The organism is Jannaschia helgolandensis (assembly GCF_900109285.1).
Lineage (GTDB): Bacteria > Pseudomonadota > Alphaproteobacteria > Rhodobacterales > Rhodobacteraceae > Jannaschia > Jannaschia helgolandensis.
In genome coordinates this window covers 79,847-105,543 of record NZ_FNZQ01000006.1, presented here as the reverse complement: position 1 = coordinate 105,543, position 25,697 = coordinate 79,847, and the positions used below count along the sequence as shown (strand labels likewise).

The following is a 25,697-nucleotide window of genomic DNA, read 5'->3' as shown; positions in this document are numbered from 1 at the left end:
AGATCGCTACGCCCGCCATTTCGCGGGGTCAATGTGCGGCGGTCGGGGGTTGGCATGGGGGCGGGTTTGCTTATGTGTCAGGCATGAACAGAACCATCCTCCGCGTGTCCGGTGACGACCGGGCGAAGTTCCTGCAGGGCCTGCTGACGCGGGACGTGCCTGTGACGGGTCTCGGCTATGCCGCTCTGTTGTCGCCGCAAGGCAAATACCTTGCCGATTTCGTGACGTTCGCCGACCCCGAGGCCCTGTATCTTGACGTCGCGTCCGACATGGCGCCGGGGCTGGCGCAACGGTTGTCGATGTACCGGCTGCGATCGAAGGTCACGATCGAAGACAGTGGTTTGACCGTAGCGCGCGGGCTGGACGACATGCCGACAGGCGCGCTCCCGGATCCGCGACCGGGTATGGGGTGGCGGCATTACGGCGTACGAGGCGGTGATGAAGTCGACTGGAACGCGGTGCGGGTCGAGAACATGGTGCCTCAGGCGGGGGCCGAATTGATCCCCAACGAAAGCTACATCCTCGAGATGGGGTTCGAGCGGCTGGGCGGCGTGGATTTCAAGAAGGGCTGCTACGTCGGACAGGAAATCGTCGCCCGCATGAAGCACAAGACCGAGTTGCGCAAAGGTCTGGCGCGGGTGCAGGGTGCGGTCTTGCCCGGTGCCGCGATCCTTTCGGACGGACGGCCAGCGGGCACCGTCCACACCGTGTCAGGCAACCGCGCGCTGGCCTATCTGCGGTTCGATCGGGCCGAAGGCATGGCGACCGAGGCCGGGCCGTTGACGCTGGCCTGATGCGAAACCTTTACCCCGTCTTCCGAAGGTATCCGCGATAAGGCCGCGTCCGTTCCCGCAGTCATGCGGCATGACCGACGCGATGGGTTTGCGATCCGGCATCGAAGGACCTACCTAGTTCTGAATCCAGAAACACGAGGCCTCCATGACATTCCAGTCCGTTCAAACGACGATCCTGCGCGATGCGACCCCCAGCCACGGCAACCAACCGCTGGGCAATCTGCCCGAATGGAACCTCGACGATCTGTATACAGGCGAGGATGCGCCCGAACTGGCCCGCGACATGTCGTGGCTGGAGGCGGAATGCGCAGCCTTTGCCGCCGACTATGAGGGCAAGCTGGCCGACCTTGATGCAGATGAAATGTTGCGCTGCATCCAGCGCAACGAAAAAATCGACGAAGTCGCAGGCCGCATCATGTCTTTTGCGGGCTTGCGCTATTATCAGGTCACGACGGATGGCGACCGGGCCAAGTTCATGTCCGATTGTCAGGACAAGCTGACAAATTTCACCACACCGCTGGTGTTCTTTTCGCTGGAATTCAATCGTATCGACGATGACGCCTATGACGCGCTGATGGCCGCGAACGCGGACCTTGCCCGGTATCGGCCTGCGCTGGACCGGATGCGTGCGATGAAGCCCTATCAACTGTCGGACGAGTTGGAGAAGTTTCTGCACGACACTTCAGTCGTCGGCGCGAACGCGTGGAACAAGCTGTTCGACGAAACCATCGCCGGGCTGACCTTCGACGTGGACGGCGAGGAATTGGGGATCGAGGCGACGCTCAACAAGCTGACCGATCCGGACCGCGCGAAACGTGAAGCCGGTGCCCGTGCCTTAGCCGAGGTGTTCGGAAAACAGGTCCGCACCTTTGCACGGGTCCACAACACGCTCGCCAAGGAAAAGGAGATCGTTGACCGCTGGCGCGCCCTGCCCAGCCCGCAAGCCAGCCGCCACATCGCCAACCACGTGGAGCCCGAGGTCGTCGAAGCGCTGCGCAATGCCGTGGTGGCCGCCTATCCGCGCCTGTCCCACCGCTACTACGCGCTGAAGGCGAAATGGCTTGGCCTCGACACGCTGCAAGTCTGGGACCGCAACGCCCCGCTTCCGATGGAGGAGACGCGCCTGGTCGGCTGGGACGAGGCGCGCAAGACCGTGATGGATGCCTACGCCGGGTTCTCGCCCGAGATGGCGAAGCTGGCCGAGCCGTTTTTCGACAAGGGCTGGATCGACGCGGAGGTCAAGCCGGGCAAGGCCCCCGGCGCCTTTGCCCACCCGACGGTCACGACCGTGCACCCCTACGTGATGCTCAACTATCTCGGAAAACCGCGCGACGTGATGACGCTGGCGCATGAACTGGGTCACGGCGTGCATCAGGTGCTGGCGGCGGGACAGGGCGAAATGTTGTCGTCGACACCGTTGACCCTGGCCGAAACCGCGTCGGTCTTCGGTGAGATGCTGACGTTCCGCGCCATGCTGGACGGCGCAAAGGACGACGCGCAGCGCAAGGTCATGCTGGCCGGCAAGGTCGAGGATATGATCAACACGGTCGTGCGCCAGATCGCCTTCTACGACTTCGAAGTAAAATTGCATGCGGCCCGCGCCGAGGGCGAGTTGACGCCCGAGGACATCGACGCATTGTGGATGTCGGTGCAGGCCGAAAGCCTGGGTCCGGTATTCGAATACATGGAGGGCTACGAGCACTTCTGGGCCTATATCCCGCACTTCGTGCATTCGCCCTTCTACGTCTATGCCTATGCCTTCGGCGACGGCCTCGTAAATGCCCTCTATGCGGTCTATCAGGACGCGCCCGAAGGCTTTCAGGAAAAGTATTTCGACATGCTCAAGGCGGGCGGATCGAAGCACCACAAGGAGCTGTTGGCCCCCTTCGGTCTGGATGCCAGCGACCCCGCGTTCTGGGACAAGGGCCTGTCGATGATCGAAGGCTTCATCGAAGAGCTGGAAGCATTGGAGGAATGAGCGTCCTGCCCATGACCATGTCCGGTTGGGTTCTGACGGGGCATGGCGGACCCGAAGTGTTGGAATGGCGCACTGATCTGCCCGTGCCGGTGGCGGGACCGGGCGAGGTGTTGATCGCGGTACTGGCCAGCTCGGTTAACAACACCGACATTAATACACGGATCGGCTGGTATTCCAAATCGGTCCGCGGTGCGACGGATGGCAACGCTGTCGATGATGATGCGGGCGATGGCGGCTGGAACGGGGCGCTCTCGTTTCCACGCATCCAGGGCGCGGATTGCTGCGGTATCGTGGTGGCTACCGGTCCCGGCGTCGAAACCGGACGGGTAGGCGAACGCGTCGTTACCCGTGCAATGCACCGGGTCGAAAACGGCGGGCCGTTCGACATCGCGACCTTTGGGTCGGAACGCGACGGTGGCTTCGCGGAATACATGACCGCGCGAGCTGCTGACGCCTATGCCGTACATGCCGATGCAATAACGGACTCGGAGCTGGGTGCCCTGCCCTGCGCCTACTCTACCGCGGAAGGGATGCTGGACCGCGTCTCACTGTCCGCCGAACGGGTGCTGATCACAGGCGCATCGGGCGGAGTCGGGCTGGCGGCAGTGCAACTGGCGCGCCTGCGCGGGGCCGAGGTCACTGCCATCGCGGGAGGCGACAAGGGCGCTGCTGTGGCCAAGGCAGGTGCGCAACACGTCATCGGACGCGATGATCCGCTGCCCGATGGGTTCGACGTGGTGGTCGATCTGGTGGCCGGCCCACGCTGGCCCGACATGCTGGCTGCCCTACGGCGCGGCGGACGCTATGTTACGTCCGGCGCGATTGCGGGACCAATTGTCGAACTGGACATTCGCGACCTGTACCTGCGTGACTTGACATTGATGGGCAGCACGGCGCAGCCCGACCACATCATACCGACCCTGATCGCGCATATGGAGGCCGGTCGTCTGCACCCGGTTATCGCCGCATCCTATGATCTGCGGGACATGGCCGCCGCACAGGCTGCGTTCACCGCGAAACAGCATGTCGGAAAGATTGCTCTTCGCGTGGCGACGGGCGAACGCGGAACCGGGCAATCCGGAAGCTAGTCCAGCATATCGCGCAGCACCGCAACCCGCCCGGATTTCCTTCCTGTCTCCGGTCGCCCGATGGAGGGGAGGACAAAACGTACAGGTCGTCCTCGACACAGGTCCGCATGAAGCCCGCCAGATCGCCGGTGCGCGTGCGGATCAGGTCGGCTTCCTGACACTGGCCCCCCGCAGTCTAATATCATAGCAAAGGGCACGAATGTCGGAGGCGACGATGCAACTCTGGGTCGGCCTGGGCAATCCGGGCGCGAAATACGCAGGCAACCGCCACAATATCGGGTTCATGGCACTGGACCGGATCGCCGAGGATCAGGGCGTGATCTGGCGGTCCAAGTTTCAGGGCGCTGTGGCCGAAGTGCGGTTCGGATGCGAAAAGGTCTGGTTGCTTAAACCGATGACCTTCATGAACCTGTCCGGCCAATCGGTCGGCGAAGCGATGCGGTTTCACAAGCTGGAGCCCGGTGACGTCACTGTATTCCACGACGAGCTCGACTTGGCCCCCGGCAAGATGAAGCTGAAGCAGGGCGGCGGCCATGCGGGCCACAACGGTCTGCGCTCGATCCACCAGCACATAGGCCCGGAGTATGCGCGCGTGCGGCTGGGCATCGGCCATCCGGGGCACAAGGATCGCGTCGCGGGCTACGTCCTGTCGGATTTTGCCAAGGCCGAGGGCGAGAGGCTGGACGATCTGTTGCGTGGCATCTGCGATGGCGCACCTAAGTTGGCGGCCGGAGATGGACCCGGCTTTTCCAATGCCGTTGGGTTGCGCGTCTCGCCGCAGCGACCGTCGTCGGGGTCTGGCGGACCCAAGGCAAAGGCCGATGTTCCCAAACCGTCCAAACCAGATCCTGCACCCCGGCCCGAGGCGGAACCCGATCCTCCATTGTCGGCGCTCCAACGATTGGCCGCGCGGTTCAAGTGAGGCTGACAGACGCCTTTCGGGCGCAGGCAGTCAACTGCGCCGCCTTGGGCTCACCTTTCACGGACGTTGGGTCAACTGGTTACTGGGTCAAACCACACTGGACGCCCGGCGCCTGACCGTGCTTCGGTAACAAAAAGTATGGGGGCGGAAATGGTTAAATGGATCCAGCGGCTGGGACTGGCCATCCTGGCGGTCGCTGTTGTGGCGGCGCTCGCCGCGCTCTGGAAGCGGGAAGAGATTACACGTCTTCTGGCGGTAAATTCGCTGTTCGCCCCCGACCGTATTGTCGCGAACTTCAGTAACATGGACCGCGCCTTCCTGAACGTCCCGCTCTCCCAGGCATCGGGCACCCGTCTGCCCGATGGCTCGCCCGTGCCGCTGCCCGACGGTACAGAGAAATGGATCGCGGACAGGTCCATCACCTCGATTGTCGTACTCAAGGACGGCAAGGTCACGCACGAAAGCTACTATCTGGATACGCAGCCGGGCGATCTGAGGATCAGCTGGTCGGTCGCGAAATCATTCCTGTCGCTGCTGACCGGTATCCTAGTGGACGAAGGCGCGCTGACCCTGTCGGACCCGGTCGAAAAATACGCCCCGCCCCTGGCCAATTCAGCCTATGCCGGAGTGTCGGTGCAGGACATTCTGCAAATGGAATCCGGCGTCGCCTTTGACGAAGATTACTTCAACCCTGACAGCGATATCAACCGGATGGGTCGTGTGATTGCCCTGGGCGGGGCACTTGACGATTTCACTGCCGATCTGTCGGTACGCGACCGCGTGCCGGGTGCCGCGATGAAATACGTCTCGATGGATACACATGTGCTGGGCATGGTGCTGCGCGGCGCGACGGATCGGTCGATCCCGGATCTGATGGCCGAAAAACTGACCGGCCCGATGGGTATCGGCGCAGCGACCTATCTGACCGATGGCGAAGGCGTGGCATTCGTGTTGGGCGGGTTGAACATGACGACGCGGGATTATGCCCGCATGGGCCTGCTGGTTGCACAGGGCGGGCAATTGGACGGACGGCAGATCGTGCCCGAAGATTGGATCAACATCTCGACCGTGCCTTCCGCGCTGACCGAGGTGGGCCGGATGCGCTATGGGTATCAATGGTGGATGCCTGCCGATGTGAGGGCTGGCGAGATCATGGCGCAGGGCGTCTATGGGCAGTTCGTCTACATCGACCGCGCCCGCAATGTCGTGATCGCCGTAAATGCCGCCGACCGCGCCTTTCGAGAGCCGGGCGTGTCCGAGAGCACTATCGAAATGTTCCGCAGGATCGCCGCCGCGCAATAGACGCCAGCATGCGTTGTGCTAGCGTTGCGGCAATCCGCAAGAGGAGAAACCGATGCCCGATACAACCCCCGGCCAACTACCCGCGCTGAACGTCCACGGTGATGCGCTGGCCTCCTGTTCCAATGATCCATTGACCGGGTTCTTCCGCGACGGCTGTTGCAACACCGGGGCGATGGACGGCGGGGTGCATACGGTCTGCGCCGTGATGACGTCCGAGTTCCTCGCCTATTCCAAGTATCTGGGCAACGACCTGTCGACGCCCCGGCCCGAATACGGATTCGCCGGATTGAAACCGGGGGACAAATGGTGCCTGTGTGCCGCGCGTTTCCTTCAGGCCCACGAAGAAGATTGCGCGCCGCAGGTCGACCTGTCGGCCACGCATCAGCGGACTTTGGATATCGTGCCGATGGATATCCTGACTCTCTATGTTACGGACTGACATGCTGAACCCATTCGCCGCCCTGTGCCTGACGGGCAGACCCGTGCTGACCGATACGCCTGACCTGCGAATGCCCGATCAGACGCGCCGATGCTGACCGAGGGGGTTTATCCTGTTCCATCGGGCAAGATCGCCGCCGTGGTCACGCATCTGGAGATGCTGGTCCCGCCCGCGTCCGCTCCTGCTTCTTTCCCGAATGGGACTCGGATGAACCGAGTCGATCGCCCGAACGTGGATTGGTACCGCGACCTGTTCACCCGCGTTGGCGCGCTGGACTGGTTGTGGTTTTCCCGGCTCAAGATGGACGATGCAACGCTCGGCGCAATTCTCGGCGATCCGCAGGTCGAGATTTTCGCACTGGAGAGGGCGGACCGTGCCGAGGGCCTTCTGGAACTGGATTTCAGGGATGGTGCGACCTGCGAACTGGCGTTCCTGGGTCTGACCCCGACACTGCAGGGCGCGGGCGTGGGACGGGCGCTTATGTCAGCAGCCATCGAGCGGGCCTTTGCCCGCCCGATCACCAAGCTTCAGATTCACACCTGCACCTTCGACAGCCCGGTCGCCTTGCCATTCTACATCCGGTCGGGGTTCATGCCGGTTCGCCGCGAGATCGAAATCGTCGACGACCCGCGTCTGACCGGCACGATCCCGGAAGGGGCGGCAGCGCATATCCCCGTCATTCGTTAACGCATGGATACACTAGCGGTCAGACGAAATGGGCCGCCCGCATCTGCGGACGGCCCCGATACCAGATATTAGGGATGATCAGCCGCCAAAGGGCACAGCAACCACTTCACCGTTCACCATGACAGGAGTGTCAACGTCCGTCATGCCATCGGCGAAATCATAGCTTGTGTTGCCATTGCTCTCGGTGTGCAGCATCGCGATGTAGGTATCGCCGGCTACGACCGGCGCGTCGAGCTTGACCTCGACATCAGTCGATGTACCCGCCGATACGGCTTTGTGACCGATAGATGCCGGAACTACGGGTGCACCGTCCTTGGTCGAATGGATCACCAGATAACCGTCCTGCGAGGCCTCAACGGTTGGAAAGGTGACGACGTCCCCTTTGACGGTGACCACAGAAACGTCGACCATATCGGTTACCGTGTCCTGCATCATCTCGGCTTCGACCATCATCTCGGTCGTGGCCTCAAGCATCACCACGACAGGCGCATCGCCGTTCATGGCCGGGATGTCGACATCGGTCGATCCATCGGCGAAGTCGTAGGTGTCGTTGCCATTATCCTCGACGTGAAGCATGGCGGCAAACTGTGTGCCTTCAGGCAGATCCAAATCCGACGCGACAGTCACATTGACGTTATCGCCCGCCGAGATCGAGGTGTGACCGATCGAGGCCGGGGCTACAAGCTGGCCATCGACCACTTCATGCAGGACGATATAGCCATCAGCATCCGCCGTGACATTGGTGAATGTAACTTCGTTTTCATTCAAAGTCGCACCGGTTGTGTCGATCCTGCTTTCAGCGGTGGCGGCCCCGGCCAGCAGTGCAGCCGCGGCAACGGTCGTAGTGAAAATACGTGTCATATCTTCCCTCCTTGGGAGTGATTGAACCCTTTCAACGTGCCACCAGTCGGATGGTTCATCCGCCCCGGATCACATAAACTTGCTCAAAGTGGACGTACGGTTCAGCAGACAATTCTGTCGCGAGGACTTCCCCGTCAAAGAACCTCGTGCATGTTCCGGCCAAGCATCTTTTCGGCCATGCGTCTTGGGGGCGGAGAGGATAGCCTCGCCGGCGAGCGACACGTATTGCGCACGCAATATGGTGCAGCCACGCGTATTCGGTCCCGATATCCGGGACGGCCACCCCGCACAATTCGGGCAGTCGCGGCTAGCGCCCGCGCCAGAGACCGCGTGCCGCCAAGACCAGTCCGAAGGTGACGCACCAGAGGACAAGGGCCAAAACGACCCGCCCATGCCAGAGCGAGATCGTCCAGACGGTCTGGCTGACCTGGGCTGTCGGGCGTCCGTCGAAACCAAGCCAGAACTGTCCGGCGATCACGCGGCCCGCACCCGCCGTGCCTCCCCACCAGAATGCAAACGCCAGATAGCTGATTGCGGCCAGCGCCAGCAGCACAAGACCGGCCCGAACAAGCGTCATGAAATCAAAGAACCTCGCCCATCTCCCACCCAAGCGCCTTGGCGACAGTGAAGATATCCTTATCTCCGCGCCCGCACATATTCATCACGATCAGGTGTTCCGATGGCAGGTCCGGCGCGATCTTGGTGACATGGGCCAGCGCGTGGCTGGGTTCCAGCGCAGGAATGATACCCTCCAACTTGCAACACAGCTGGAACGCCTCCAACGCCTCCTTATCGGTGATCGACACGTATTGCGCGCGTCCGATGTCGTGCAGCCATGCGTGTTCCGGTCCGATACCCGGATAATCCAGACCTGCACTGATCGAGAACCCTTCGAGAATCTGGCCATCATCGTCCTGCAACAGATACGTGCGGTTGCCGTGCAGCACGCCGGGCCGTCCACCGGTCAGCGAGGCGCAATGCTCCATCCTGTCGTTGACACCCTTACCGCCCGCTTCGACCCCGATAATGTTTACATACTTGTCGTCCAGGAACGGATAGAACAAACCCATCGCGTTCGATCCGCCGCCGATGCAGGCGATGATCGTGTCAGGCAGACGCCCCTCGGCATCCTGCATTTGCACCTTGGCTTCCTGACCTATGATTGCCTGAAAATCGCGGACCATGGCAGGATAGGGATGCGGGCCAGCGACCGTGCCGATACAGTAGAATGTATCGTCCACGTTCGTCACCCAATCACGCAGCGCATCGTTCATCGCATCCTTCAGTGTACCGCGCCCGGACGTGACCGCGATGACTTCAGCCCCCAGCAGCTTCATGCGGAACACGTTGGGTGACTGACGCTCGACGTCGTGCGCGCCCATGTAGACCACACATTTCAAACCGAACTTGGCGCAGACCGTCGCCGTCGCCACACCGTGCTGGCCCGCGCCGGTTTCCGCGATGATCCGGGTCTTGCCCATGCGCCGCGCCAAAATAATCTGGCCCAGCACATTATTGATCTTGTGCGCGCCGGTGTGGTTCAACTCGTCGCGCTTGAGATAGATTTTCGCACCCCCCAGACGCTCGGTCAGGCGCTCCGCGAAATACAGCGGGCTGGGGCGACCGACGTAATGGGTCCAGAGATCGTGCATCTCGGCCCAGAAGCTGTTGTCGGTCTTGGCGTATTCGTATTGCCGCTCCAACTCCAGAATCAAAGGCATCAGCGTTTCGGAGACGAAGCGTCCGCCGAAGTCGCCAAAACGGCCGTTTTCGTCCGGGCCGGTCATGAAACTGTTCAGAAGATCGTCGGGCATTATCTCTCCTCGTTTGGTCCGGGTTTAGGGCGCGCGGGCGCTCGCCGCAACGGGGGCACACCTCTTGTCACCTCTCGGGTATGCTAAGCTCTCCAGACAAGAAGGAGAGCGCCATATCAGGATAAGACGTCCGCTTAACAACCTTCAACCTGCTCTATCTCAACCAGCCCGGCCTTCCAGCATGTAATGATCGCGATGGCTGGGATGCCAAGGGCATTGGCTACGCCCTTTCGACAACCCGGCACCCCGCCGAAGCGGTGGCCCGGCAGATGCTCCTGACGGTCGAAATGAAAGGCACCGGTACGACCGTCGTCGTTCCGGGCGACTGTTACGACGCAGCTACGACGCAGCGGCCCGATTGAGATACAGGCCTGCGAAGGCGTTACTGGCCTGACGCAGCCGTGCAGAAAGCCGCGATCAGGCGTGCGTCCTTGACGCCCGGCGCTGACTCGACCCCAGAGGATACATCGACCTGTCGTGCGCCGGTCAGACGCACCGCCTCGGACACGTTATCGGGCGTCAGGCCACCAGCCAGCATCCAGGGCGTCTTCCACTTTCGCCCGGCGATCAGCCGCCAGTCGAAACCGACACCGTTCCCGCCGGGCAAACTGGCATCCTCGGGCGGCTTGGCGTCCACGAGAACCTGATCCGCCACGTCGACATAACGATCCAATATGGGCAGATCGGCGGCATCGCGCAGGCCGACTGCCTTCATCACCGGCAGGCCTGTGCGTGTTCTGACTTCTGCAACGCGTTCGGGCGTCTCCGTGCCGTGCAACTGGATCATATCCAGTGGCACCGTTCCGGTAACCGCATCCAGCAGCGCATCGTCGGGATTCACCAACAAAGCGACTTTGGCCAGACCCACGGGCGCGGCCAGCGCCAGGTCCCGCGCTTGTGGAAGACTGACATTGCGCGGTGACTTCGGGAAGAACACAAGACCCATGAAAGCGGCGCCCGCCTCGGACACTGCAGCTACGTCAGACAATCTGGTCAGACCACAGATCTTGGTTCGAACCCCCGATCCGGGTCGTGTCACGCGCATCATATCAGCAAGACCCCGATTTCTGGCGGTCAGCGGGCGTCACCCAAAAGCGCCAGAACCTCGTCCTGATCGGAGGCGGCGCGGGTCTTGGACAGCTCTTTCTGAAGACGTTCCTTTTGCGACCGCTCGGAGCGGGCTTCGGCGCGATGCTTGTGCTCGCGAAGCCATTCCCAGACGAAACCGATCAGCAGACCCATAGCGATGGCGATGAACAACACGATAAACAACGGAAGTGTTATCGACAGATCAAGGCCAAGACGCGTGCCGATTTCTTCCGGCAACAGACGCAGGGTCACGGCACCGCGATTCGCAAGCGCCAGAACCAGAAGGCAAAGGGCCAGAAGGCCAAGGAAGAGATAGCGCAAAAAGATCATCATCTGGACCTAGCTCCGCCACGCCGTCCTGTCCAGCAGGAGCGTATGACGGAGATATCCTCCGATTAACTATTCATCACGCCTTGCCGTTCAGACGGTCGCGCAAAAGCTTGCCGGCCTTGAAAAACGGCACATGCTTCTCCTCGACCTCGACAGCTTCGCCCGTGCGCGGATTACGCCCGGTGCGGGCATCGCGCTGCTTGACGGAAAATGCGCCAAACCCTCGCAATTCCACCCTGTTGCCGTCCGACAGGGCCTGAATGACCTCTTCGAAGATCGTATTCACGATTTTCTCGACGTCACGCTGGTAAAGATGCGGGTTTTCGTCAGCGACTTTCTGAATCAGCTCGGATCGTATCATTTCAAACCTTCCCGCGATTTATTGCACCGAGGTAACGTTTCCGCAGGTGCAGAACACATATCGAATTCACTACACGCCCGAAAGCAGTCTCCGGACGTCAATTGACGGAAACCGGCATGCAACCGCGACAGGACATCGGATATGGCGTGTCTGCCGACGATACCACTGCCTATGCTGCTTTATCTAGCAGATCAACTTGTTGGCGATCATTAGACTGGAGCGAACGTTTTGCGCGATTCCTTGCGCAGATGACCTCCACGCCTCTTTCGGTCAGTGTCAAAAGACGTAGCTGAAATGGAATTTGGCGCAGTCTGGACAGTTTGGACTGTCCGCAGGCCGGAACCAAAAACGGCCCCGCCCGAAGGCGAGGCCGTTAATATCTTCCACCCGAGGGCGGGCTGGATCAGTCGTCGTCGCCCTTGAGCGCGGCGCCAAGGATGTCGCCCAGCGATGCACCCGAATCGGAGGAGCCGAACTGCTCGACGGCCTCTTTTTCTTCGGCAATTTCACGTGCCTTGATCGACAGGCCCAAACGGCGGGCCTTGCTGTCGACGTTGGTGACGCGAACGTCGAGCTTGTCACCGACACCAAAACGCTCGGGGCGTTGATCGGCCCGGTCACGTGCCAGATCGGAGCGGCGGATGAAGGACTTCATGCCCTCATATTCCACTTCGATTCCGCCTTCTTCGATCTTGGTGACCTCGACCGTGATGATCGAGCCGCGCTTCACGCCGCCAATCGCCTCGGCGTAGGGATCGCCCCCGGCCGCCTTGATCGAGAGCGAGATACGCTCCTTGTCGGTGTCGACCTCGGACACGACCGCCTTGACGATATCGCCCTTGCGGTAGTCGCCGATGACGTCTTCGCCACGGCCTTCCCAGGTCAGGTCCGACAGGTGGACCATGCCGTCGATGTCGCCTTCCAGACCGATGAACAGACCGAATTCGGTGATGTTCTTGACCTCGCCCTCGACAGGGGTGCCCTCGGGGTGGGTTTCGGCAAAGACTTCCCAAGGGTTACGCATGGTCTGCTTGAGGCCCAGCGAAACGCGACGCTTGGCTGTGTCGATTTCCAGCACCATGACTTCGACTTCCTGCGAGGTCGAAACGATCTTGCCGGGATGGACGTTCTTTTTCGTCCACGACATCTCGGACACGTGCACCAGACCTTCGACGCCCGGCTCCAGCTCCACGAATGCACCGTAATCGGTGATGTTCGTGACGCGGCCCGTGTGGTTCGAGTCCAGCGGGTACTTGGCGATCACGGTGTCCCAAGGATCGTCCTGCAGCTGCTTCATGCCGAGGCTGATGCGATGGGTTTCCTTGTTGATCTTGATGACCTGAACCTTGACGGTCTCGCCGATCGACAGGATCTCGCGCGGGTCGTTGACGCGACGCCAGGCCATGTCGGTGACGTGCAACAGGCCATCGACGCCACCGAGATCGACGAACGCGCCGTACTCGGTGATGTTCTTGACGACGCCGTCGACGGTCTGACCTTCGGCCAGGTTACCGATGACTTCGGCGCGCTGCTCGGCACGGCTTTCCTCAAGGATCGCACGGCGCGAAACCACGATGTTGCCACGACGACGATCCATTTTCAGGATCTGGAACGGCTGCTTCAGACCCATCAGCGGGCCTGCGTCGCGCACGGGGCGGACGTCGACCTGGCTGCCGGGCAGGAAGGCCACGGCACCGCCGAGGTCGACCGTGAAGCCGCCCTTGACGCGACCGAAGATGGCGCCTTCGACGCGCTCTTCCTTGCCATAGGCTTCTTCCAGACGATCCCAGGCGGCTTCACGGCGGGCCATCTCGTGCGAGATGACGGCTTCGCCACGAGAGTTCTCGACGTTGCGCAGAAAGACTTCGACTTCGTCGCCGACTTCGATTTCCGCAGCTTCACCAGGGTTCGCGAATTCCTTGAGATCGACGCGACCTTCCATCTTGTAGCCGACGTCGATGATGGCCTGACCCGCTTCGATTGCGAGTACCTTGCCTTTGACAACGCTGCCTTCTTGCGGCGTGTCGATTTCGAGGCTTTCGTTCAAGAGGGCCTCGAACTCCTCCATGGATGCATTCTGAGCCATATGGCTGTGTCTATTCCTTTGTTTACGTATGCTGGCCGCGCGGTTGTCTCCGCCGGTCTGGATTGATGTCCGCCTTCGGCGAAACGGATTGGTCGGAAAGTGCCCTGAGATTCGGCCGGGACCGGTTCGTCGTCGCACTGTCGGGTGACGCGCGGGGGCATAGGGGAAAATGGGCGCGGGGGCAAGGGCACGGCATCGGACACCGGGTGCGGCCGGTCCAGATCTTCATCAGCACCCTTCAGGTAAGCTGCTGAGCCAGAAACGCCTCGACTGCCGCCCACGACCGATCCGCCGAACGCTTGACATATCCCATGTCCGAAGTTCCGTCTGCCCGCGCCGGATTGGTAAAGGCGTGTCCGGTCCGGCCAAAACAGAGCGCATGCCAGTCGGAGGAATGTTCATCCAGTTCCGCAGCCAGCTTACCGAATTGCGCGGGCAAGGCCAAAGGGTCGTTCCAGCCGTGACACAGCAGGACGGGAGGCATGGCGACGGTCTCGAACGGCGGGCGATCATAGACACCGTGCAACAATACGGCGGCATCGCCGCCCCCGGCGCGCGCAAGGTCCAGTACTGCTTTCCCGCCCAGGCAAAATCCCATCGCGCCCACCTTTGCAGGCCCCCACCCCCGCACCTCGGCCAGAGCCGCGCGCATCCGGCGCAGCAATGCCGCCCGGTCGTTCTGTACCGTCGCCATCTTGACCGAAGCCGCGTCCGCATCTTCCGTGCGCCATCCGTCGCCGTAGTAGTCAACGGCCAGAACGTCATAGCCAAGCGCGGCGAACCGGTCTGCCTGCTTCATCTCGAACTCGCGAAGACCGCAAAAAGCGGGGGCGATCAACAGCCCGGCCCCGTTCGGCGCATCCGGTTTGGCACGATACCCGACCATGGTTTCGCCTGCGGTTTCGTAGACGTGGCGTTCACCCATCAGTCGCCCTCCAACAAATCCGGTTCCAGTGCCTCGATCTCGGCGACGGCAGCGCCCGCGATCCCGCGCACATCGCCATACATGCCCATCATCGACGCCATCGCCTTTTCAAGCTGCTTCTCGCGCAGGGCCCATTGCGCCTGCATCTGTTTGCGTTCTTTCAGGAGAGCCATCTGCATCGCCTCGAACGGTTCGATAACCGCCTCCATCCGCGACCGGAACTGGGGTCCGGTGAGATAATCGTAGAGCATTTCGGTCTTGGTCGCCTGACCTTCGCGAACGCCGCGCGCCTCGGCGGCACGGGACAGGCCTTCGCGCAGGACACAGGCCAGCGGCACCGCATAGCGGGGCGCGGCGATCCAGATGCCGTCGACCAGCGCGAATGTTTCCAGTCCCTCGGGGCGCACTGCCGATGTCAGCACGGCCACGTCCGCTCCCACTGAACGCATGTCGTCGCGCAGCTTGGGAAGCCAGTCCTTGTTCCAGCCCGAGGTGCGTTTCGCTTCCCACAGGATCGTCCCCACTGTGCCGACGCGCTGAAGGCAATCGGCACCGCGCTGTCCCTTGCCCACCGGCTCGATCACATCGGTGGGAAAGGCACGGGCCAACTGATCCTCCAGAACCACCTCCGCTGCTTCACCCTGCAACTGCTGACTGCCCTGATCCATTTTCTTCTGCATTTCCTCGACCTTGCGGCGCATTCCCTCCATCTGCTGATCTTTCTCTGCCAGCTTCAGCGCGTTTACCTCCTGAACAGTCTTCAGGCGCTCTGTCGCCATGGCTTCAGCTTCGGCTTGCAGCTTACGCCGCGCGACATCGGTCGCCGCGGCGACCTGCTTCTGGATCGTCAGGTCCATCTCCCGCTCGCGATCTTTCAACGCCTCTTCCCGCGCAAGCGCCGCAGCTTGTGCCTTCTGGGCCGCGGCCAGCTTGGTCTCGCGATCGGCGTCCCGCACCTTCATCGCCGCGATTTCGGCCTCCCGCTCCTGCGCGCGGACTTCTATCTCTGCCAGTTTCGCGGCCTGCGCGGCGGTGGCGCGGGCGGCTGCCTCAGCCTCGATGGTGCGCTTCTGTTCGGCCAGCGCCGCTTCCTGCCGGGCGGCGGCATCCTGTCGTGTTTTAACCAGCAGCGGACCGGCCAGCGACTCGGTCAGCGGAATTTCATGCGAACAGGCGGGGCATGTGATGCGAGGGTCATTCATGCCCCGAACCTGCGTCAGCGATCCACCGGCAACAAGGGCGAAAGGCGCTCAGATGTCTTCGTCCTTGCGCTGAAGACGCTCCAGCAGCTTCTGTTGCTCGCCCGAGCTATCGCCACGCCCGAACTGCCCGGCCCCCGACGAGAACAGCGAGCCATAGCTGACGGCAAGGTTTACCGTCTGACCGAGCCCGGAAATCAATTGATCGCGTCTCAGCGAGCTGAGCGGATGGATGAACACCGCCCAGACGCGGCCTTCCGCGATGGCATAGCGGGCATCCAGTGCACTATCGAAATTGGCCTGCATCATTCGCATCAGGTCCGTACCCGACAACCCTTCGGCGGATCGGATCGGCACCATGGCGCGCATTCGGTCGGCGCGGGCATCGGTGACAACCAGCAAGGGAACATCCCCGACCGTCAGGCGAAACGCCGGGCCCGCGCGCTCCGCATCCGGGTCAAGCGCGGTCAGGATCGCCTCCATCCGGTCGACAGTCATATTAACGGCTGCCGGTTCCGACTCCGGCGCAGTGACTTGCGCCTGGACCGACCAGGACAGGCCGATGGCCAACATCGCTGCGGCAAGCGTAAACCTGCTGAGCAGTCCGGACAGAAATGACAGGGCGGTCGGCATGGCATTCCTCCGCAGATAACTGCCGACAGGCTAGGCCGAGGAGGCTCATGCGCGCCATGCACCTTTCGGTGAGCAGTACTTATCGCGCAATCAGCGCCTCAGCGACCCGTTGCGCCGCCGCCTCGACTGCCTCTTCGATATCCATGGCGGAGGTATCAATAATCGTAGCCCCCGGTGCGGCCACCAACGGGGCGTCGGCTCGGTTCATATCCCGCTGATCGCGCGCAAGAACATCCTGTAACACGTCGTCCAGCGTCATGGTTTGATCCTCTGGCGACAATTCCTCGAACCGCCGCCTGGCGCGCACTTCGGCAGACGCCGTGACATACAACCTGACCTCCGCTTCGGGGCAGATCACGGTGCATATGTCGCGTCCGTCCAACACGGCACCTCCTTCGGAGCGGGCAAAGCGTCGCTGAAATTCGGTCAGGGCGGCACGCACATCGGGCAGGACGGCGACCCGGCTGGCGGCCTGTGCAATGTCCTGCGTTCGCAGGGCATCATCGTCCAGATCGTCCGGTTGCAAGCTCCGCGCCGCCTCGACAGGATCGACCCCCTCCATCGTGCGCGCACCGACCGCGCGATAGAGCAACCCCGTATCCAGATGGCGAAACCCGAATCGTGCGGCAACGGCCTTGCTGATCGTACCCTTGCCCGCCGCAGCAGGACCGTCGATGGCGACTGTGAAAATCATGTGTTCACCTGTGTTGTCATATCGGCGTCCGCGCCGGGGGCTTGCGGCGTGCCGTCGGCGATCTCGTACCAGTCGCCCTTCTGGGCGCAATAGATGTGTCCCTCCATCGACAACCCCGTCGGCTGATCCAGCACCCCTGCCATGATCGACAGGTTCGCGCCCGGCCCGTCCCAGAACAGGTTGCTGCCGCAGGTCGGGCAGAAGCCACGTCGCGCCTTGGGCGACGACTGAAACCATGTCACCGACCCATCAATCGCGATGGCGTCGCGGGGTGCTGAGGTGGCGGCGACGTAATTGCCTGTCGCCTTGCGGCATTGAGTGCAATGGCAGGCCGTCACCGACCTAAGATTATGCGTGGTTGAGAAGGCTATCTGGCCGCACACGCAACTTCCGGTTCGGGTCATGACTTCCTCCTGCCTTATGCCTAGCGGGACCGGTTCACGGCGTCCATTGTATCGGCCACAGACGTCAGGCGAGGATGTCGCCGCGAGGTTTCAGATCCATCGACCAGCCCGGTGCGGGCAAGTCCACGCGCCGGACCACGGCACGAGGCGCGCGTCCAGACACTTCAAAGTCAGCCATGACCTGCACGCCGGGATGAACCCGCGAGGACGCCTCAGGATGTGAAGTCTGCGCCAAGCTCTTCCATCAGAGACCGAAAAATCGGGAATGATGTCAGGATCGGACCGGCGTCATCGACGGTGATCCCGACCTGCGCGGCCATTCCGGCACACAGGAAGGACATCGCGATCCGGTGGTCCAGATGGACGGCGACGGTCGCCCCGCCTGTGACGCCGCCGGGGCCGCGTCCGTCCACTTCCCACCAGTCCGCGCCGTCGCGCACGGTCACGCCGCAGGCCCGCAGGCCGGTCGCCATGGCGTCGATGCGGTCACACTCCTTGACCCGCAATTCAGCCACGCCGCGCATTACCGTTGTGCCCTCCGCGTTGGCGGCGACCACGGATAGCACGGGATATTCGTCGATCATGCTGGCGGCGCGATCAGGCGGCACCTCGATCCCTTTCATATCAGGTGAAAACCTTGCGCGCAGGTCAGCGACAGGTTCGCCGCCCTCTTGGCGCGGGTTCTCGTAGGTCAGGTCGGCACCCATGTCGCGCAGCGTCTCGAACAGTCCGGCACGCGTCGGGTTCAGTCCGATATTCGGCACCAGCACATCCGATCCGGGCACGATCAGGGCGGCGCAAACCGGAAAGGCGGCGGACGACGGATCGCGCGGCACGACGATGGTCTGGGGTCTCAGTTCGGGGCGACCGACCAGCGTGATTTCGCGGCCTTCGCGCGTCTCCCGCGTTTCGATCTGCGCGCCGAAGCCGCGCAGCATCCGTTCGGAATGGTCGCGAGTCGCCTCGCGTTCCACCACGACCGTTTCGCCCGGCGCGTTCAGCCCGGCCAGAAGGACCGCCGATTTGACCTGAGCACTGGCGACCGGCGTGGCATAACGCACCGGAACCGGCTCCGGCGCGCCCACGACTGTCATCGGCAAGCGCCCACCGCTGCGCCCGTGTGCCACCGCCCCGAACAGCGCCAGCGGGTCTGTCACCCGCGCCATCGGTCGCTTCCGCAAGGATGCGTCGCCCGTATAGGTCACCGAAAATCCGTGCGTGGCCGCCGCACCCATCAACAACCGGACCCCTGTGCCGGAGTTGCCGCAGTCGATCACATCATCCGGCTCCATCAACCCACCGACACCGACGCCGTTCACGACCCATGTATCGCCGTCTTTGGTCACACGCGCGCCGAAGGCCTGCATCGCGCGACCCGTGTCCAGCACGTCCTGCCCTTCCAGAAGGCCGGTCACCCGCGTCTCGCCCACGGCCATCGCGCCAAGGATCAGGCTGCGGTGGCTGATCGACTTGTCGCCCGGGACATGCGCCTCGCCCGTCAACGGACCCGATGCGGTGGCGGTCAGGGGGGTGGCGGGGCCGTGGCTCATGTCGATCTCCTCAGGTCGGGGCCGGGATAGACCGCGACGCGAGGCACGTCCATTCCCCGTCTTGGCTCCGCAAATAGTCCCGCCGGAGGCTCCGCCCCTGTCAACGCGTCGTGACCTGCCCCGTCTGCAGGTCAATGGAAACGCTGCACCCTAGCTGTTTTCGTGATCTGCAACTCGGGCCTTACCACTGGTGCACGAAGGATCAGTACCAAAACCAGAAGAAGCGAATGCTTCTCAGGCCTTGCCCGCGCGCGTTACCGCCGGGCGCGGTCTGGGACGTGCCGGTCTAATCCCGCCGGAACGTCATGTAATGCGGCGTGCGGCCTTCGCGAACGGCCTTTGCTTCGTAGCGCGTTCTTGTCCAGTCCTTCCAAGGGGTTCGCCAATCTTCCGGGCCTTCAGCCAGCCACGTGAAACCGTATTTCGGCACCTCCTCCAGGGTCTGGCGCACGTAATCGGGAATATCTGTTGCGACACGGAACTCCGCCCCCGGTTTCAGGGACTTGGCCAGGGGGACAAGATGTTCTTCGGTGACAAACCGACGACGATGATGACGGGCTTTGGGCCACGGGTCCGGGTAGAGAAGAAACGCTTTCGAGACAGATGCTTCTGGCAAAACATCGAATAGATCGCGGGCGTCGCCGGGGTGGATGCGAACATTTTCGACATCTGCCTTGCGCAATTTACCCAAAAGCATGGCGACACCGTTGATATAAGGTTCCGCCCCGATGATACCGACGCCCGGGTTCAACACCGCCTGATGCAGCATATGTTCGCCGCCGCCAAAGCCAATTTCGAGCCATATCTCTTTGTTCTCGAAAACATTACCCAGATTCAGCAATGTCCGGCCTGGATTCACGTCCCAGCCCACGGCACCGGGCGACAGCGCATCCAGATCTGAATCGAGGTAACCTTTCTGGCTGTCCTTCAGATGCTTGCCCTTCAGGCGACCGTAAAAGTTTCGGTGGGGGCGTTCGGTCATTTTGGCTGCCGTCAGGAGTTGGATATTTGAGAAGGAGAGTGTCGGATCGGTGTGGGAAACTACGTCACGATGCGATTCACATGTCCCATCTTGCGGCCCGGCCGAACCTCGGATTTGCCATACAGGTGAATCTGCGTGTCCGGGGTCGCCAACAGGTCCGGCAATCGGTCCATGTCGTCGCCGATCAGGTTCTCCATCACCACGTCACTGTGCCGTCGCCCGTCGCCCAGCGGCAGACCTGCGACAGCACGAATATGTTGTTCGAACTGATCGACGGCGCATCCGGCCTGGGTCCAGTGGCCTGAGTTGTGAACCCGGGGAGCGATCTCGTTTACGATCAAACCGTTTGATGTCACGAAAAGTTCGACGCCCAGAACGCCGACATACTCAAGCGCGTTCAGGATGCGTCCGGCCAGAAGTGCGGCGTCAGTGCGTTGCGCGCCCGTCAGCGTCGCGGGAACGGTGGTCGTGTACAGGATGCCGCATTCGTGGACATTTTCACCTGGATCGAAACAGACGACTTCACCCGTGACGCCGCGCGCAGCGATGACGGAGACCTCCCGTTCGAACGCTACGTATCCTTCGAGGATCGCATCCTGCCCCTGCATTTCGGCATAGGCGGTCTGCGCCTGACCGGGTGTACGGATGTGGACCTGGCCCTTGCCGTCGTATCCCATACGACGCGTTTTCAGGATCGCGGGTGTGCCCAGATCAGTCAGTGCGGCTTCGAGCGCCGATAAGCTGCCGATGTCGCGGAACGGTGCACAGGTCAGGCCGAGACCTTCAAGAAACGTCTTTTCAGTAAGTCTATCCTGACTGATCGCAAGCGCAGTGGTGCCAGGGCGGATCGGACGGAGTGCCGCCAGAAGATCGAGAGCTGTGGCGGGCACGTTTTCAAACTCGAACGTAATAACGTCGACTGCGTTCGCGAAGTCTTGCAGGGCCGACATATCCTCATAGCTGGCCTGTGTGAGCGCGGCGCACACCTGCCCGGCGGGGGCCGTCCCCGGTTCGTAAATGTGGGTAAGATAGCCCAGACGGCTGGCCGCGACCGAAAGCATCCGGCCCAGTTGGCCACCGCCGAGAATGCCGATAGTGGATCCGGGGGCGAGCGCGGTCATTCCGGGCAATCCGGTATCGCGGCGGACAAATCGGCGCGCCAGTTGTCCAGCCGCTCAGCAAGCTCGGCATCAGACAACGCGAGGATGCCTGCTGCCATCAAACCGGCATTCGCCGCCCCGGCAGATCCGATCGCCATCGTCGCCACGGGAAACCCCTTCGGCATCTGCACGATGGAATACAGCGAATCGACACCCGCCAGCGCCTTGGTCTGGACCGGCACTCCCACGACGGGCACGCGGGTTTTGGAGGCCATCATGCCGGGCAGATGCGCGGCGCCGCCGGCCCCGGCGATGATGACCTGCAAGCCGCGGTCGACGGCCGTCTTTCCATAGTCCCAAAGCCGGTCGGGCGTACGGTGGGCCGAGACGATGCGCGTCTCGTAGGGCACACCCAACGCATTGAGAATGTCGGCGGCTTCCTTCATCGTCGGCCAGTCGGAGGTCGAGCCCATGATGATACCGACCAGCGGTGTGGCGGACGTGGATGTGGTGTTGGTCATGGAACCTCAGGCGATGATATCGGGGGTCAGTTCATCCTCGATCCGGGCCATGCGGTCCTTGAGGGTCAGCTTCTGTTTCTTGAGCCGTTTGATCACCAACAGATCGGGGGCAACGCTGTCCTCGATTGCACGGATCGCGGTATCCAGATCGCGGTGATCCTGTCGCAGAACGTGCAGCCGCATCCGCAGCACATCCTCATGGGTCAATTCTTCGGGGGCGTTGGACACTGGAGGGCTCCGGCAAGCGGCATGGGCGGGCGGGGATCTGGGCCTATTATACTGCGACAGCCTCCGGGTCCAATGGGTTCGAGCGTCCAACAGCCCAGTCTATGGGCGTGCATTGCACATCTTGTCATAACGCCGCTTCATCCCCACATTTCCATCATCCCCGGTGCCGCTGCCTAGGGCCGGGATCAACCTTTCGGATCGCTTGACGCAAAGGACCCGAGATCATGACCAAGCCAACATTTGGCACACATCCGTTTCTGCTGGGCTTCGATGAACTCGAACGCCTTGTCGAACATACCGTTCGCACGGGGAACGAGGGCTATCCGCCCTATAACATTGAACAGACCGGCGCGGCGGGGTTCCGTATCACGTTGGCCGTAGCGGGTTTTGCCGAAGACGACTTATCGATCACGCTGGAAGACCGCCAATTGGTGATCCGAGGCCGATCGCGGGATGATTCTCAGGGCGATGAACGGATTTATCTGCACAGGGGCATCGCCGCACGGCAATTTCAGCGGGCTTTCGTGCTGGCTGACGGGGTCGACGTGTCGGGTGCGCATCTGGAACACGGACTTTTACACGTATCCCTGCAACGAACTGCGCCCGAGAACGTTGTAAAGACAATACAGATCGACAGCGGACGCAGTCAGGTCACTGAACAGTCACAGAACCGACCATCGGCTTCGCCACGACATGAACATGGGAAAAGGATAACGTCATGACGCAATTGACTGATATCGAAGCCTTGGGCGGGTCGCTCGTTTATGTTCGCAGGGTCCAACTGGACGATCTTCCGTCCGACGTTCAGGACGAGGCCCGCGAAGGTGGTCTGGATGAATTATATGCGCTGCACCGCGCCGACGGCGAACAGGTCGCTCTGGTCGGGGATAGGTCGCTGGCCTTCAATCTGGCACGGCAGAATGACCTGACCCCTGTCAGCGTCCACTGATTAAACACGTTAAACACGATCAAGGCCGCCCTTATAGGCGGCCTTTTGCCATCTTGGTATGGCGCTCCGCGATCGAGATAGCCGTCAGTGTAGTAAGCTGCGCAGGATTTTCACGATTTCCTCGCCCCGTGCTGGCTTGACCAGAATCGGGACGTCCCTGCCATACCGACTGATCAGGCAGGCCAGATCGGAGCGTCCGGTGTGGAAGACAAAGGGAACGCCGTCGGCGAACAGACGATCAGCGACCGGGAACACGTTCGACCCGCAGAGATCGACGTCCAGAACAGCCGCATCAAGCTTGCGACCACATCCTTCCAACGCGGTCTGAACGGTCGCGAAAGGCCCTGTGACCTGTGCGCCCTCCTCTTCCAGCGTCAGGGACAGATCGAGCGCCAGCAGAGCCTCGTCCTCAACCAGCATGATGTTGTGTTCGTCGAGCATTGTCGGTTTCCAACCTGGACGTTCGCAGTGGGCATGATGCCCGGCTTTCCAATTTGTTCACCGACACAACAGGGCTGGGCCGAAAGATGTTCCGCTATGGGGGATAACCAATACGTAAATATTTACAGGACTTACATCACCGTTGCGTGATTATCACAAGATGCCGCAGGCCATCGTGCTTTGGCCACGGTCCTGACACAATCTGGTCTTGCTGTTCCATCTCCCACGCGGCGATGTCGTCTCCGCATCCAGAGGGAAATGGTGCGTAGAAACATTTCATAAATACCGACGCTGCCGTCACCCTAGTGGCTTACGGGCGACGGGCGCTGCCGTCACCCTGAGTGGCTTACGGGCGACGGGCGCTGCCGTCACCCTGAGTGGCTTACGGGCGACGGGCTTTGCCCGTCACCCTGAGATCAATCCCATGGCTTCGAGTTTCAGGAGGACTTGCTGCGCACAGTTGTCCACCTCGAAGCCTTCTGTATCGACGACCAGCTCGGCCGTGGTTGGCGCCTCGTAGGGGTCGGAGATCCCGGTGAATTCGGGGATCTTGCCAGCACGGGCCATAGCATAAAGGCCCTTCCGGTCGCGGCGTTCGCATTCTTCCAAAGAGGTGGCGACATGGACCTCGACGAACGCGCCATAGGTTTCGATCATCTCGCGGGCGGCGCGGCGGGTGGCGGTATAGGGCGCGATCGGCGCGCAGATCGCGATGCCGCCGTTTTTGGTGATTTCCGACGCGACATAGCCGATGCGCTTGATGTTGATGTCTCGATGTTCCTTGGAAAATGTCAGCTCCGACGACAGGTGTTTGCGCACCACGTCGCCGTCCAGAAGCGTGACGGGACGTCCCCCCATTTCCATCAGCTTGACCATGATCGCGTTGGCAATCGTGGACTTACCGGACCCCGATAGACCGGTAAAAAACACTGTAAAACCCTGCTGAGAACGGGGCGGCGAGGTGCGGCGCAGTTCGGTCACGACTTCGGGGAAGGAGAACCAATCGGGGATGTCGAGGCCTTCGCGCAAACGGCGGCGCAACTCGGTGCCCGAAATATTCAGAATCGTGACATTCTTCTTATCGGCAATCTCGTCATTCGGCTCGTACTGAGCGCGTTCCTGGACGTAGACCATATGTTTGAAATCGACCATTTCACAGGCGATTTCATCCTGGTGTTCCCGGAACAGGTCCTGCGCATCATAGGGGCCGTAGAAGTCCTCTCCGGCAGAGTTCTTGCCCGGTCCGGCGTGATCGCGCCCGACGATCATATGCGTGCATCCGTGGTTCTTGCGGATCAACCCGTGCCAGACCGCCTCGCGCGGGCCAGCCATGCGCATCGCGAGGTTCAGGAGCGACATTGTCGTGGTCGAAGGCTGATATTTGTCCAGCACCGCTTCGTAGCAGCGGACGCGCGTGAAATGATCCACGTCGCCGGGTTTGGTCAGACCGACGACCGGGTGGATCAACAGGTTGGCCTGCGCTTCGCGGGCGGCGCGAAAGGTCAGTTCCTGGTGCGCGCGGTGCAACGGGTTGCGCGTCTGAAACGCGACGACACGACGCCAGCCCAGCTTGCGGAAATAGGCCCGAAGTTCGTTCGGCGTGTCGCGGCGTGCGCGGAAATCATAATGGACAGGGGCCTGAATTCCCGTGATCGCACCCCCGACATAGATCGGCCCGGCGATGTTGTGCAGATAGTTGACCGCCGGATGCGCCAGATCGTCGGCGCCGAATACCTTTTCCGCCTCGCGCGCCTTGTCCGGGCGATAGATGTCGCTGACCGACAGGATGGCCAGAATTACGCCTTCCTGATCGCGCAGGGCAATGTCCTTGCCCTCCTCCAGTGTCTCGGCAAACTTTTCGGTCACGTCCAGCGTGATCGGCATTGGCCAGAGGGAGCCGTCGGCCAGACGCATATTTTCGACCACACCCTCGTAGTCATCCTTGCCCAGGAAGCCCTTGAGCGGGTTGAACCCACCGTTCATCAACAGTTCCAGATCGCAGATCTGGCGCGGTGTCATATCCCAGCTGACCAGATCGGCAGCTTCGGCCTTCAGCTTCTGGGCACTGTCGTAATTGACATAGAGTTCGGGGACCGGGGCAAGGTTGGCGGCAAAAGACACGGGGCATGACTCCTTATCGGCCGGGCAGGCCGCTGAACGTTTGTGGCGCGTCTAGGCTTTCTAATTCGTCAATATCAAGACGCCCGCACCGAAAACGGCAGCGCCCCGTGAGACAATGACTGGATCAGGTGCGGATCGTTCCTTCATTCCCGCCGGTCGACGCAAAGACACATGCGCATTTCACCGACAGTGGACGCCG

General features: G+C 61.7%; 28 protein-coding genes. 9 read left to right on the top strand and 19 right to left on the bottom strand.

All coding sequences use genetic code 11. From position 1 onward, the window contains the following. Positions 1–83: 83 nt before the first annotated feature. The 7 genes from ygfZ to BMY38_RS14555 all read left to right on the top strand — a co-directional run bounded on the left by ygfZ (position 84) and on the right by BMY38_RS14555 (position 7,210). Entirely contained in the window at positions 84–794 is a 711-nt protein-coding gene (gene ygfZ / locus BMY38_RS14585) for a CAF17-like 4Fe-4S cluster assembly/insertion protein YgfZ (RefSeq protein WP_092764103.1), read from the top strand. 145 nt (positions 795–939) lie between these two features. After that, positions 940–2,772, top strand: coding sequence for a M3 family oligoendopeptidase (locus BMY38_RS14580; protein WP_092764101.1), 1,833 nt, complete (start codon positions 940–942; stop codon positions 2,770–2,772). Then, entirely contained in the window at positions 2,769–3,860 is a 1,092-nt protein-coding gene (locus BMY38_RS14575) for a zinc-binding dehydrogenase (protein WP_092764099.1), read from the top strand. Before BMY38_RS14580 ends, BMY38_RS14575 begins: the two co-directional genes overlap by 4 nt. 214 nt (positions 3,861–4,074) lie before the next feature. Next, positions 4,075–4,782 (top strand): aminoacyl-tRNA hydrolase, encoded by a 708-nt coding sequence (gene pth, locus BMY38_RS14570; protein ID WP_092764322.1) that lies wholly within the window; start codon positions 4,075–4,077, stop codon positions 4,780–4,782. 150 nt (positions 4,783–4,932) lie between these two features. After that, positions 4,933–6,084: a serine hydrolase domain-containing protein gene (locus BMY38_RS14565; RefSeq protein ID WP_092764319.1), complete on the top strand. Its 1,152-nt coding sequence runs from the start codon at positions 4,933–4,935 to the stop codon at positions 6,082–6,084. Positions 6,085–6,136: 52 nt separating this feature from the next. Further along, on the top strand, positions 6,137–6,523 hold the full coding sequence (locus BMY38_RS14560) for a DUF2237 family protein (protein ID WP_092764097.1): 387 nt from the start codon (positions 6,137–6,139) through the stop codon (positions 6,521–6,523). A gap of 207 nt (positions 6,524–6,730) precedes the next feature. Further along, positions 6,731–7,210, top strand: coding sequence for a GNAT family N-acetyltransferase (locus BMY38_RS14555; protein ID WP_342707781.1), 480 nt, complete (start codon positions 6,731–6,733; stop codon positions 7,208–7,210). A gap of 78 nt (positions 7,211–7,288) precedes the next feature. Here BMY38_RS14555 and BMY38_RS14550 read toward each other — a convergent pair whose 3' ends face one another. From BMY38_RS14550 to BMY38_RS14470, 17 genes are all read right to left on the bottom strand, one after another. Beyond that, on the bottom strand, positions 7,289–8,071 hold the full coding sequence (locus tag BMY38_RS14550) for a DUF7282 domain-containing protein (RefSeq protein ID WP_092764093.1): 783 nt from the start codon (positions 8,069–8,071) through the stop codon (positions 7,289–7,291). Between the two features lie 307 nt (positions 8,072–8,378). Continuing rightward, on the bottom strand, positions 8,379–8,648 hold the full coding sequence (locus tag BMY38_RS14545; RefSeq protein ID WP_092764091.1) for a hypothetical protein: 270 nt from the start codon (positions 8,646–8,648) through the stop codon (positions 8,379–8,381). 4 nt (positions 8,649–8,652) lie between these two features. Then, a complete protein-coding gene (gene trpB / locus BMY38_RS14540) occupies positions 8,653–9,885 on the bottom strand; it encodes a tryptophan synthase subunit beta (RefSeq protein WP_092764089.1) in 1,233 nt (410 codons plus the stop codon). 382 nt (positions 9,886–10,267) lie between these two features. Next, positions 10,268–10,930 (bottom strand): phosphoribosylanthranilate isomerase, encoded by a 663-nt coding sequence (locus tag BMY38_RS14535; RefSeq protein ID WP_092764317.1) that lies wholly within the window; start codon positions 10,928–10,930, stop codon positions 10,268–10,270. A 29-nt stretch (positions 10,931–10,959) separates the two neighbouring features. Beyond that, positions 10,960–11,307, bottom strand: coding sequence for a LapA family protein (locus BMY38_RS14530; protein WP_342707780.1), 348 nt, complete (start codon positions 11,305–11,307; stop codon positions 10,960–10,962). Positions 11,308–11,380: 73 nt separating this feature from the next. After that, the gene (gene ihfB, locus BMY38_RS14525; protein ID WP_092764087.1) at positions 11,381–11,665 is read right to left on the bottom strand and encodes an integration host factor subunit beta; all 285 of its coding nucleotides are present in this window, start codon (positions 11,663–11,665) and stop codon (positions 11,381–11,383) included. Between the two features lie 403 nt (positions 11,666–12,068). Next, a complete protein-coding gene (gene rpsA, locus BMY38_RS14520; RefSeq protein WP_281243236.1) occupies positions 12,069–13,781 on the bottom strand; it encodes a 30S ribosomal protein S1 in 1,713 nt (570 codons plus the stop codon). A 208-nt stretch (positions 13,782–13,989) separates the two neighbouring features. Beyond that, on the bottom strand, positions 13,990–14,676 hold the full coding sequence (locus BMY38_RS14515) for a dienelactone hydrolase family protein (protein WP_092764083.1): 687 nt from the start codon (positions 14,674–14,676) through the stop codon (positions 13,990–13,992). Then, positions 14,676–15,878, bottom strand: a complete 1,203-nt coding sequence (locus BMY38_RS14510) for a DUF2130 domain-containing protein (protein WP_092764081.1) — start codon at positions 15,876–15,878, stop codon at positions 14,676–14,678. Before BMY38_RS14510 ends, BMY38_RS14515 begins: the two co-directional genes overlap by 1 nt. A 48-nt stretch (positions 15,879–15,926) precedes the next feature. Continuing rightward, positions 15,927–16,508, bottom strand: a complete 582-nt coding sequence (locus tag BMY38_RS14505) for a polysaccharide deacetylase family protein (RefSeq protein ID WP_245737632.1) — start codon at positions 16,506–16,508, stop codon at positions 15,927–15,929. Positions 16,509–16,587: 79 nt separating this feature from the next. Further along, a complete protein-coding gene (locus tag BMY38_RS14500) occupies positions 16,588–17,202 on the bottom strand; it encodes a (d)CMP kinase (protein ID WP_092764079.1) in 615 nt (204 codons plus the stop codon). Then, a complete protein-coding gene (locus BMY38_RS14495) occupies positions 17,199–17,606 on the bottom strand; it encodes a GFA family protein (protein WP_092764077.1) in 408 nt (135 codons plus the stop codon). Before BMY38_RS14495 ends, BMY38_RS14500 begins: the two co-directional genes overlap by 4 nt. A gap of 212 nt (positions 17,607–17,818) precedes the next feature. Beyond that, a complete protein-coding gene (aroA, locus tag BMY38_RS14490; protein WP_092764075.1) occupies positions 17,819–19,156 on the bottom strand; it encodes a 3-phosphoshikimate 1-carboxyvinyltransferase in 1,338 nt (445 codons plus the stop codon). A gap of 286 nt (positions 19,157–19,442) precedes the next feature. Continuing rightward, positions 19,443–20,138, bottom strand: a complete 696-nt coding sequence (trmB, locus tag BMY38_RS14485) for a tRNA (guanine(46)-N(7))-methyltransferase TrmB (protein ID WP_092764073.1) — start codon at positions 20,136–20,138, stop codon at positions 19,443–19,445. A gap of 59 nt (positions 20,139–20,197) precedes the next feature. Beyond that, positions 20,198–21,259 carry a 5-(carboxyamino)imidazole ribonucleotide synthase gene (locus tag BMY38_RS14480; protein WP_092764072.1) on the bottom strand — a complete coding sequence of 354 codons (1,062 nt, stop codon included), beginning with the start codon at positions 21,257–21,259 and terminating at the stop codon, positions 20,198–20,200. After that, the gene (gene purE, locus BMY38_RS14475; protein WP_092764070.1) at positions 21,256–21,759 is read right to left on the bottom strand and encodes a 5-(carboxyamino)imidazole ribonucleotide mutase; all 504 of its coding nucleotides are present in this window, start codon (positions 21,757–21,759) and stop codon (positions 21,256–21,258) included. The genes BMY38_RS14480 and purE overlap by 4 nt, the downstream gene beginning before the upstream one ends. Positions 21,760–21,765: 6 nt before the next feature. Next, positions 21,766–21,942 (bottom strand): YdcH family protein, encoded by a 177-nt coding sequence (locus tag BMY38_RS14470; RefSeq protein WP_092764311.1) that lies wholly within the window; start codon positions 21,940–21,942, stop codon positions 21,766–21,768. 269 nt (positions 21,943–22,211) lie between these two features. Here BMY38_RS14470 and BMY38_RS14465 point away from each other — a divergent pair, with 269 nt between their 5' ends. Further along, the gene (locus BMY38_RS14465; protein WP_092764068.1) at positions 22,212–22,709 is read left to right on the top strand and encodes an Hsp20 family protein; all 498 of its coding nucleotides are present in this window, start codon (positions 22,212–22,214) and stop codon (positions 22,707–22,709) included. Next, the gene (locus tag BMY38_RS14460; protein WP_092764065.1) at positions 22,706–22,936 is read left to right on the top strand and encodes a DUF1150 family protein; all 231 of its coding nucleotides are present in this window, start codon (positions 22,706–22,708) and stop codon (positions 22,934–22,936) included. The genes BMY38_RS14465 and BMY38_RS14460 overlap by 4 nt, the downstream gene beginning before the upstream one ends. Before the next feature lie 84 nt (positions 22,937–23,020). On the opposite strand, the gene BMY38_RS14455 is transcribed toward BMY38_RS14460, so the two are convergent. Then, the gene (locus BMY38_RS14455) at positions 23,021–23,377 is read right to left on the bottom strand and encodes a response regulator (protein WP_092764063.1); all 357 of its coding nucleotides are present in this window, start codon (positions 23,375–23,377) and stop codon (positions 23,021–23,023) included. A gap of 405 nt (positions 23,378–23,782) precedes the next feature. Beyond that, complete coding sequence (locus BMY38_RS14450; RefSeq protein WP_092764061.1) at positions 23,783–25,498, bottom strand: bifunctional sulfate adenylyltransferase/adenylylsulfate kinase; 1,716 nt, start codon at positions 25,496–25,498, stop codon at positions 23,783–23,785. Positions 25,499–25,697 lie beyond the last annotated feature (199 nt).

What these genes read in the sequence shown, in the direction of transcription:
- ygfZ (WP_092764103.1), top strand. Translation starts at nt 84, where the DNA reads ATGAACAGAACCATCCTCCGCGTGTCCGGTGACGACCGGGCGAAGTTC.
- BMY38_RS14580 (WP_092764101.1), top strand. Translation starts at nt 940, where the DNA reads ATGACATTCCAGTCCGTTCAAACGACGATCCTGCGCGATGCGACCCCC.
- BMY38_RS14575 (WP_092764099.1), top strand. Translation starts at nt 2,769, where the DNA reads ATGAGCGTCCTGCCCATGACCATGTCCGGTTGGGTTCTGACGGGGCAT.
- pth (WP_092764322.1), top strand. Translation starts at nt 4,075, where the DNA reads ATGCAACTCTGGGTCGGCCTGGGCAATCCGGGCGCGAAATACGCAGGC.
- BMY38_RS14565 (WP_092764319.1), top strand. Translation starts at nt 4,933, where the DNA reads ATGGTTAAATGGATCCAGCGGCTGGGACTGGCCATCCTGGCGGTCGCT.
- BMY38_RS14560 (WP_092764097.1), top strand. Translation starts at nt 6,137, where the DNA reads ATGCCCGATACAACCCCCGGCCAACTACCCGCGCTGAACGTCCACGGT.
- BMY38_RS14555 (WP_342707781.1), top strand. Translation starts at nt 6,731, where the DNA reads ATGAACCGAGTCGATCGCCCGAACGTGGATTGGTACCGCGACCTGTTC.
- BMY38_RS14550 (WP_092764093.1), bottom strand. Translation starts at nt 8,071, where the DNA reads ATGACACGTATTTTCACTACGACCGTTGCCGCGGCTGCACTGCTGGCC.
- BMY38_RS14545 (WP_092764091.1), bottom strand. Translation starts at nt 8,648, where the DNA reads ATGACGCTTGTTCGGGCCGGTCTTGTGCTGCTGGCGCTGGCCGCAATC.
- trpB (WP_092764089.1), bottom strand. Translation starts at nt 9,885, where the DNA reads ATGCCCGACGATCTTCTGAACAGTTTCATGACCGGCCCGGACGAAAAC.
- BMY38_RS14535 (WP_092764317.1), bottom strand. Translation starts at nt 10,930, where the DNA reads ATGCGCGTGACACGACCCGGATCGGGGGTTCGAACCAAGATCTGTGGT.
- BMY38_RS14530 (WP_342707780.1), bottom strand. Translation starts at nt 11,307, where the DNA reads ATGATGATCTTTTTGCGCTATCTCTTCCTTGGCCTTCTGGCCCTTTGC.
- ihfB (WP_092764087.1), bottom strand. Translation starts at nt 11,665, where the DNA reads ATGATACGATCCGAGCTGATTCAGAAAGTCGCTGACGAAAACCCGCAT.
- BMY38_RS14515 (WP_092764083.1), bottom strand. Translation starts at nt 14,676, where the DNA reads ATGGGTGAACGCCACGTCTACGAAACCGCAGGCGAAACCATGGTCGGG.
- BMY38_RS14510 (WP_092764081.1), bottom strand. Translation starts at nt 15,878, where the DNA reads ATGAATGACCCTCGCATCACATGCCCCGCCTGTTCGCATGAAATTCCG.
- BMY38_RS14505 (WP_245737632.1), bottom strand. Translation starts at nt 16,508, where the DNA reads ATGCCGACCGCCCTGTCATTTCTGTCCGGACTGCTCAGCAGGTTTACG.
- BMY38_RS14500 (WP_092764079.1), bottom strand. Translation starts at nt 17,202, where the DNA reads ATGATTTTCACAGTCGCCATCGACGGTCCTGCTGCGGCGGGCAAGGGT.
- BMY38_RS14495 (WP_092764077.1), bottom strand. Translation starts at nt 17,606, where the DNA reads ATGACCCGAACCGGAAGTTGCGTGTGCGGCCAGATAGCCTTCTCAACC.
- aroA (WP_092764075.1), bottom strand. Translation starts at nt 19,156, where the DNA reads ATGAGCCACGGCCCCGCCACCCCCCTGACCGCCACCGCATCGGGTCCG.
- trmB (WP_092764073.1), bottom strand. Translation starts at nt 20,138, where the DNA reads ATGACCGAACGCCCCCACCGAAACTTTTACGGTCGCCTGAAGGGCAAG.
- BMY38_RS14480 (WP_092764072.1), bottom strand. Translation starts at nt 21,259, where the DNA reads ATGACCGCGCTCGCCCCCGGATCCACTATCGGCATTCTCGGCGGTGGC.
- purE (WP_092764070.1), bottom strand. Translation starts at nt 21,759, where the DNA reads ATGACCAACACCACATCCACGTCCGCCACACCGCTGGTCGGTATCATC.
- BMY38_RS14470 (WP_092764311.1), bottom strand. Translation starts at nt 21,942, where the DNA reads ATGCGGCTGCACGTTCTGCGACAGGATCACCGCGATCTGGATACCGCG.
- BMY38_RS14465 (WP_092764068.1), top strand. Translation starts at nt 22,212, where the DNA reads ATGACCAAGCCAACATTTGGCACACATCCGTTTCTGCTGGGCTTCGAT.
- BMY38_RS14460 (WP_092764065.1), top strand. Translation starts at nt 22,706, where the DNA reads ATGACGCAATTGACTGATATCGAAGCCTTGGGCGGGTCGCTCGTTTAT.
- BMY38_RS14455 (WP_092764063.1), bottom strand. Translation starts at nt 23,377, where the DNA reads ATGCTCGACGAACACAACATCATGCTGGTTGAGGACGAGGCTCTGCTG.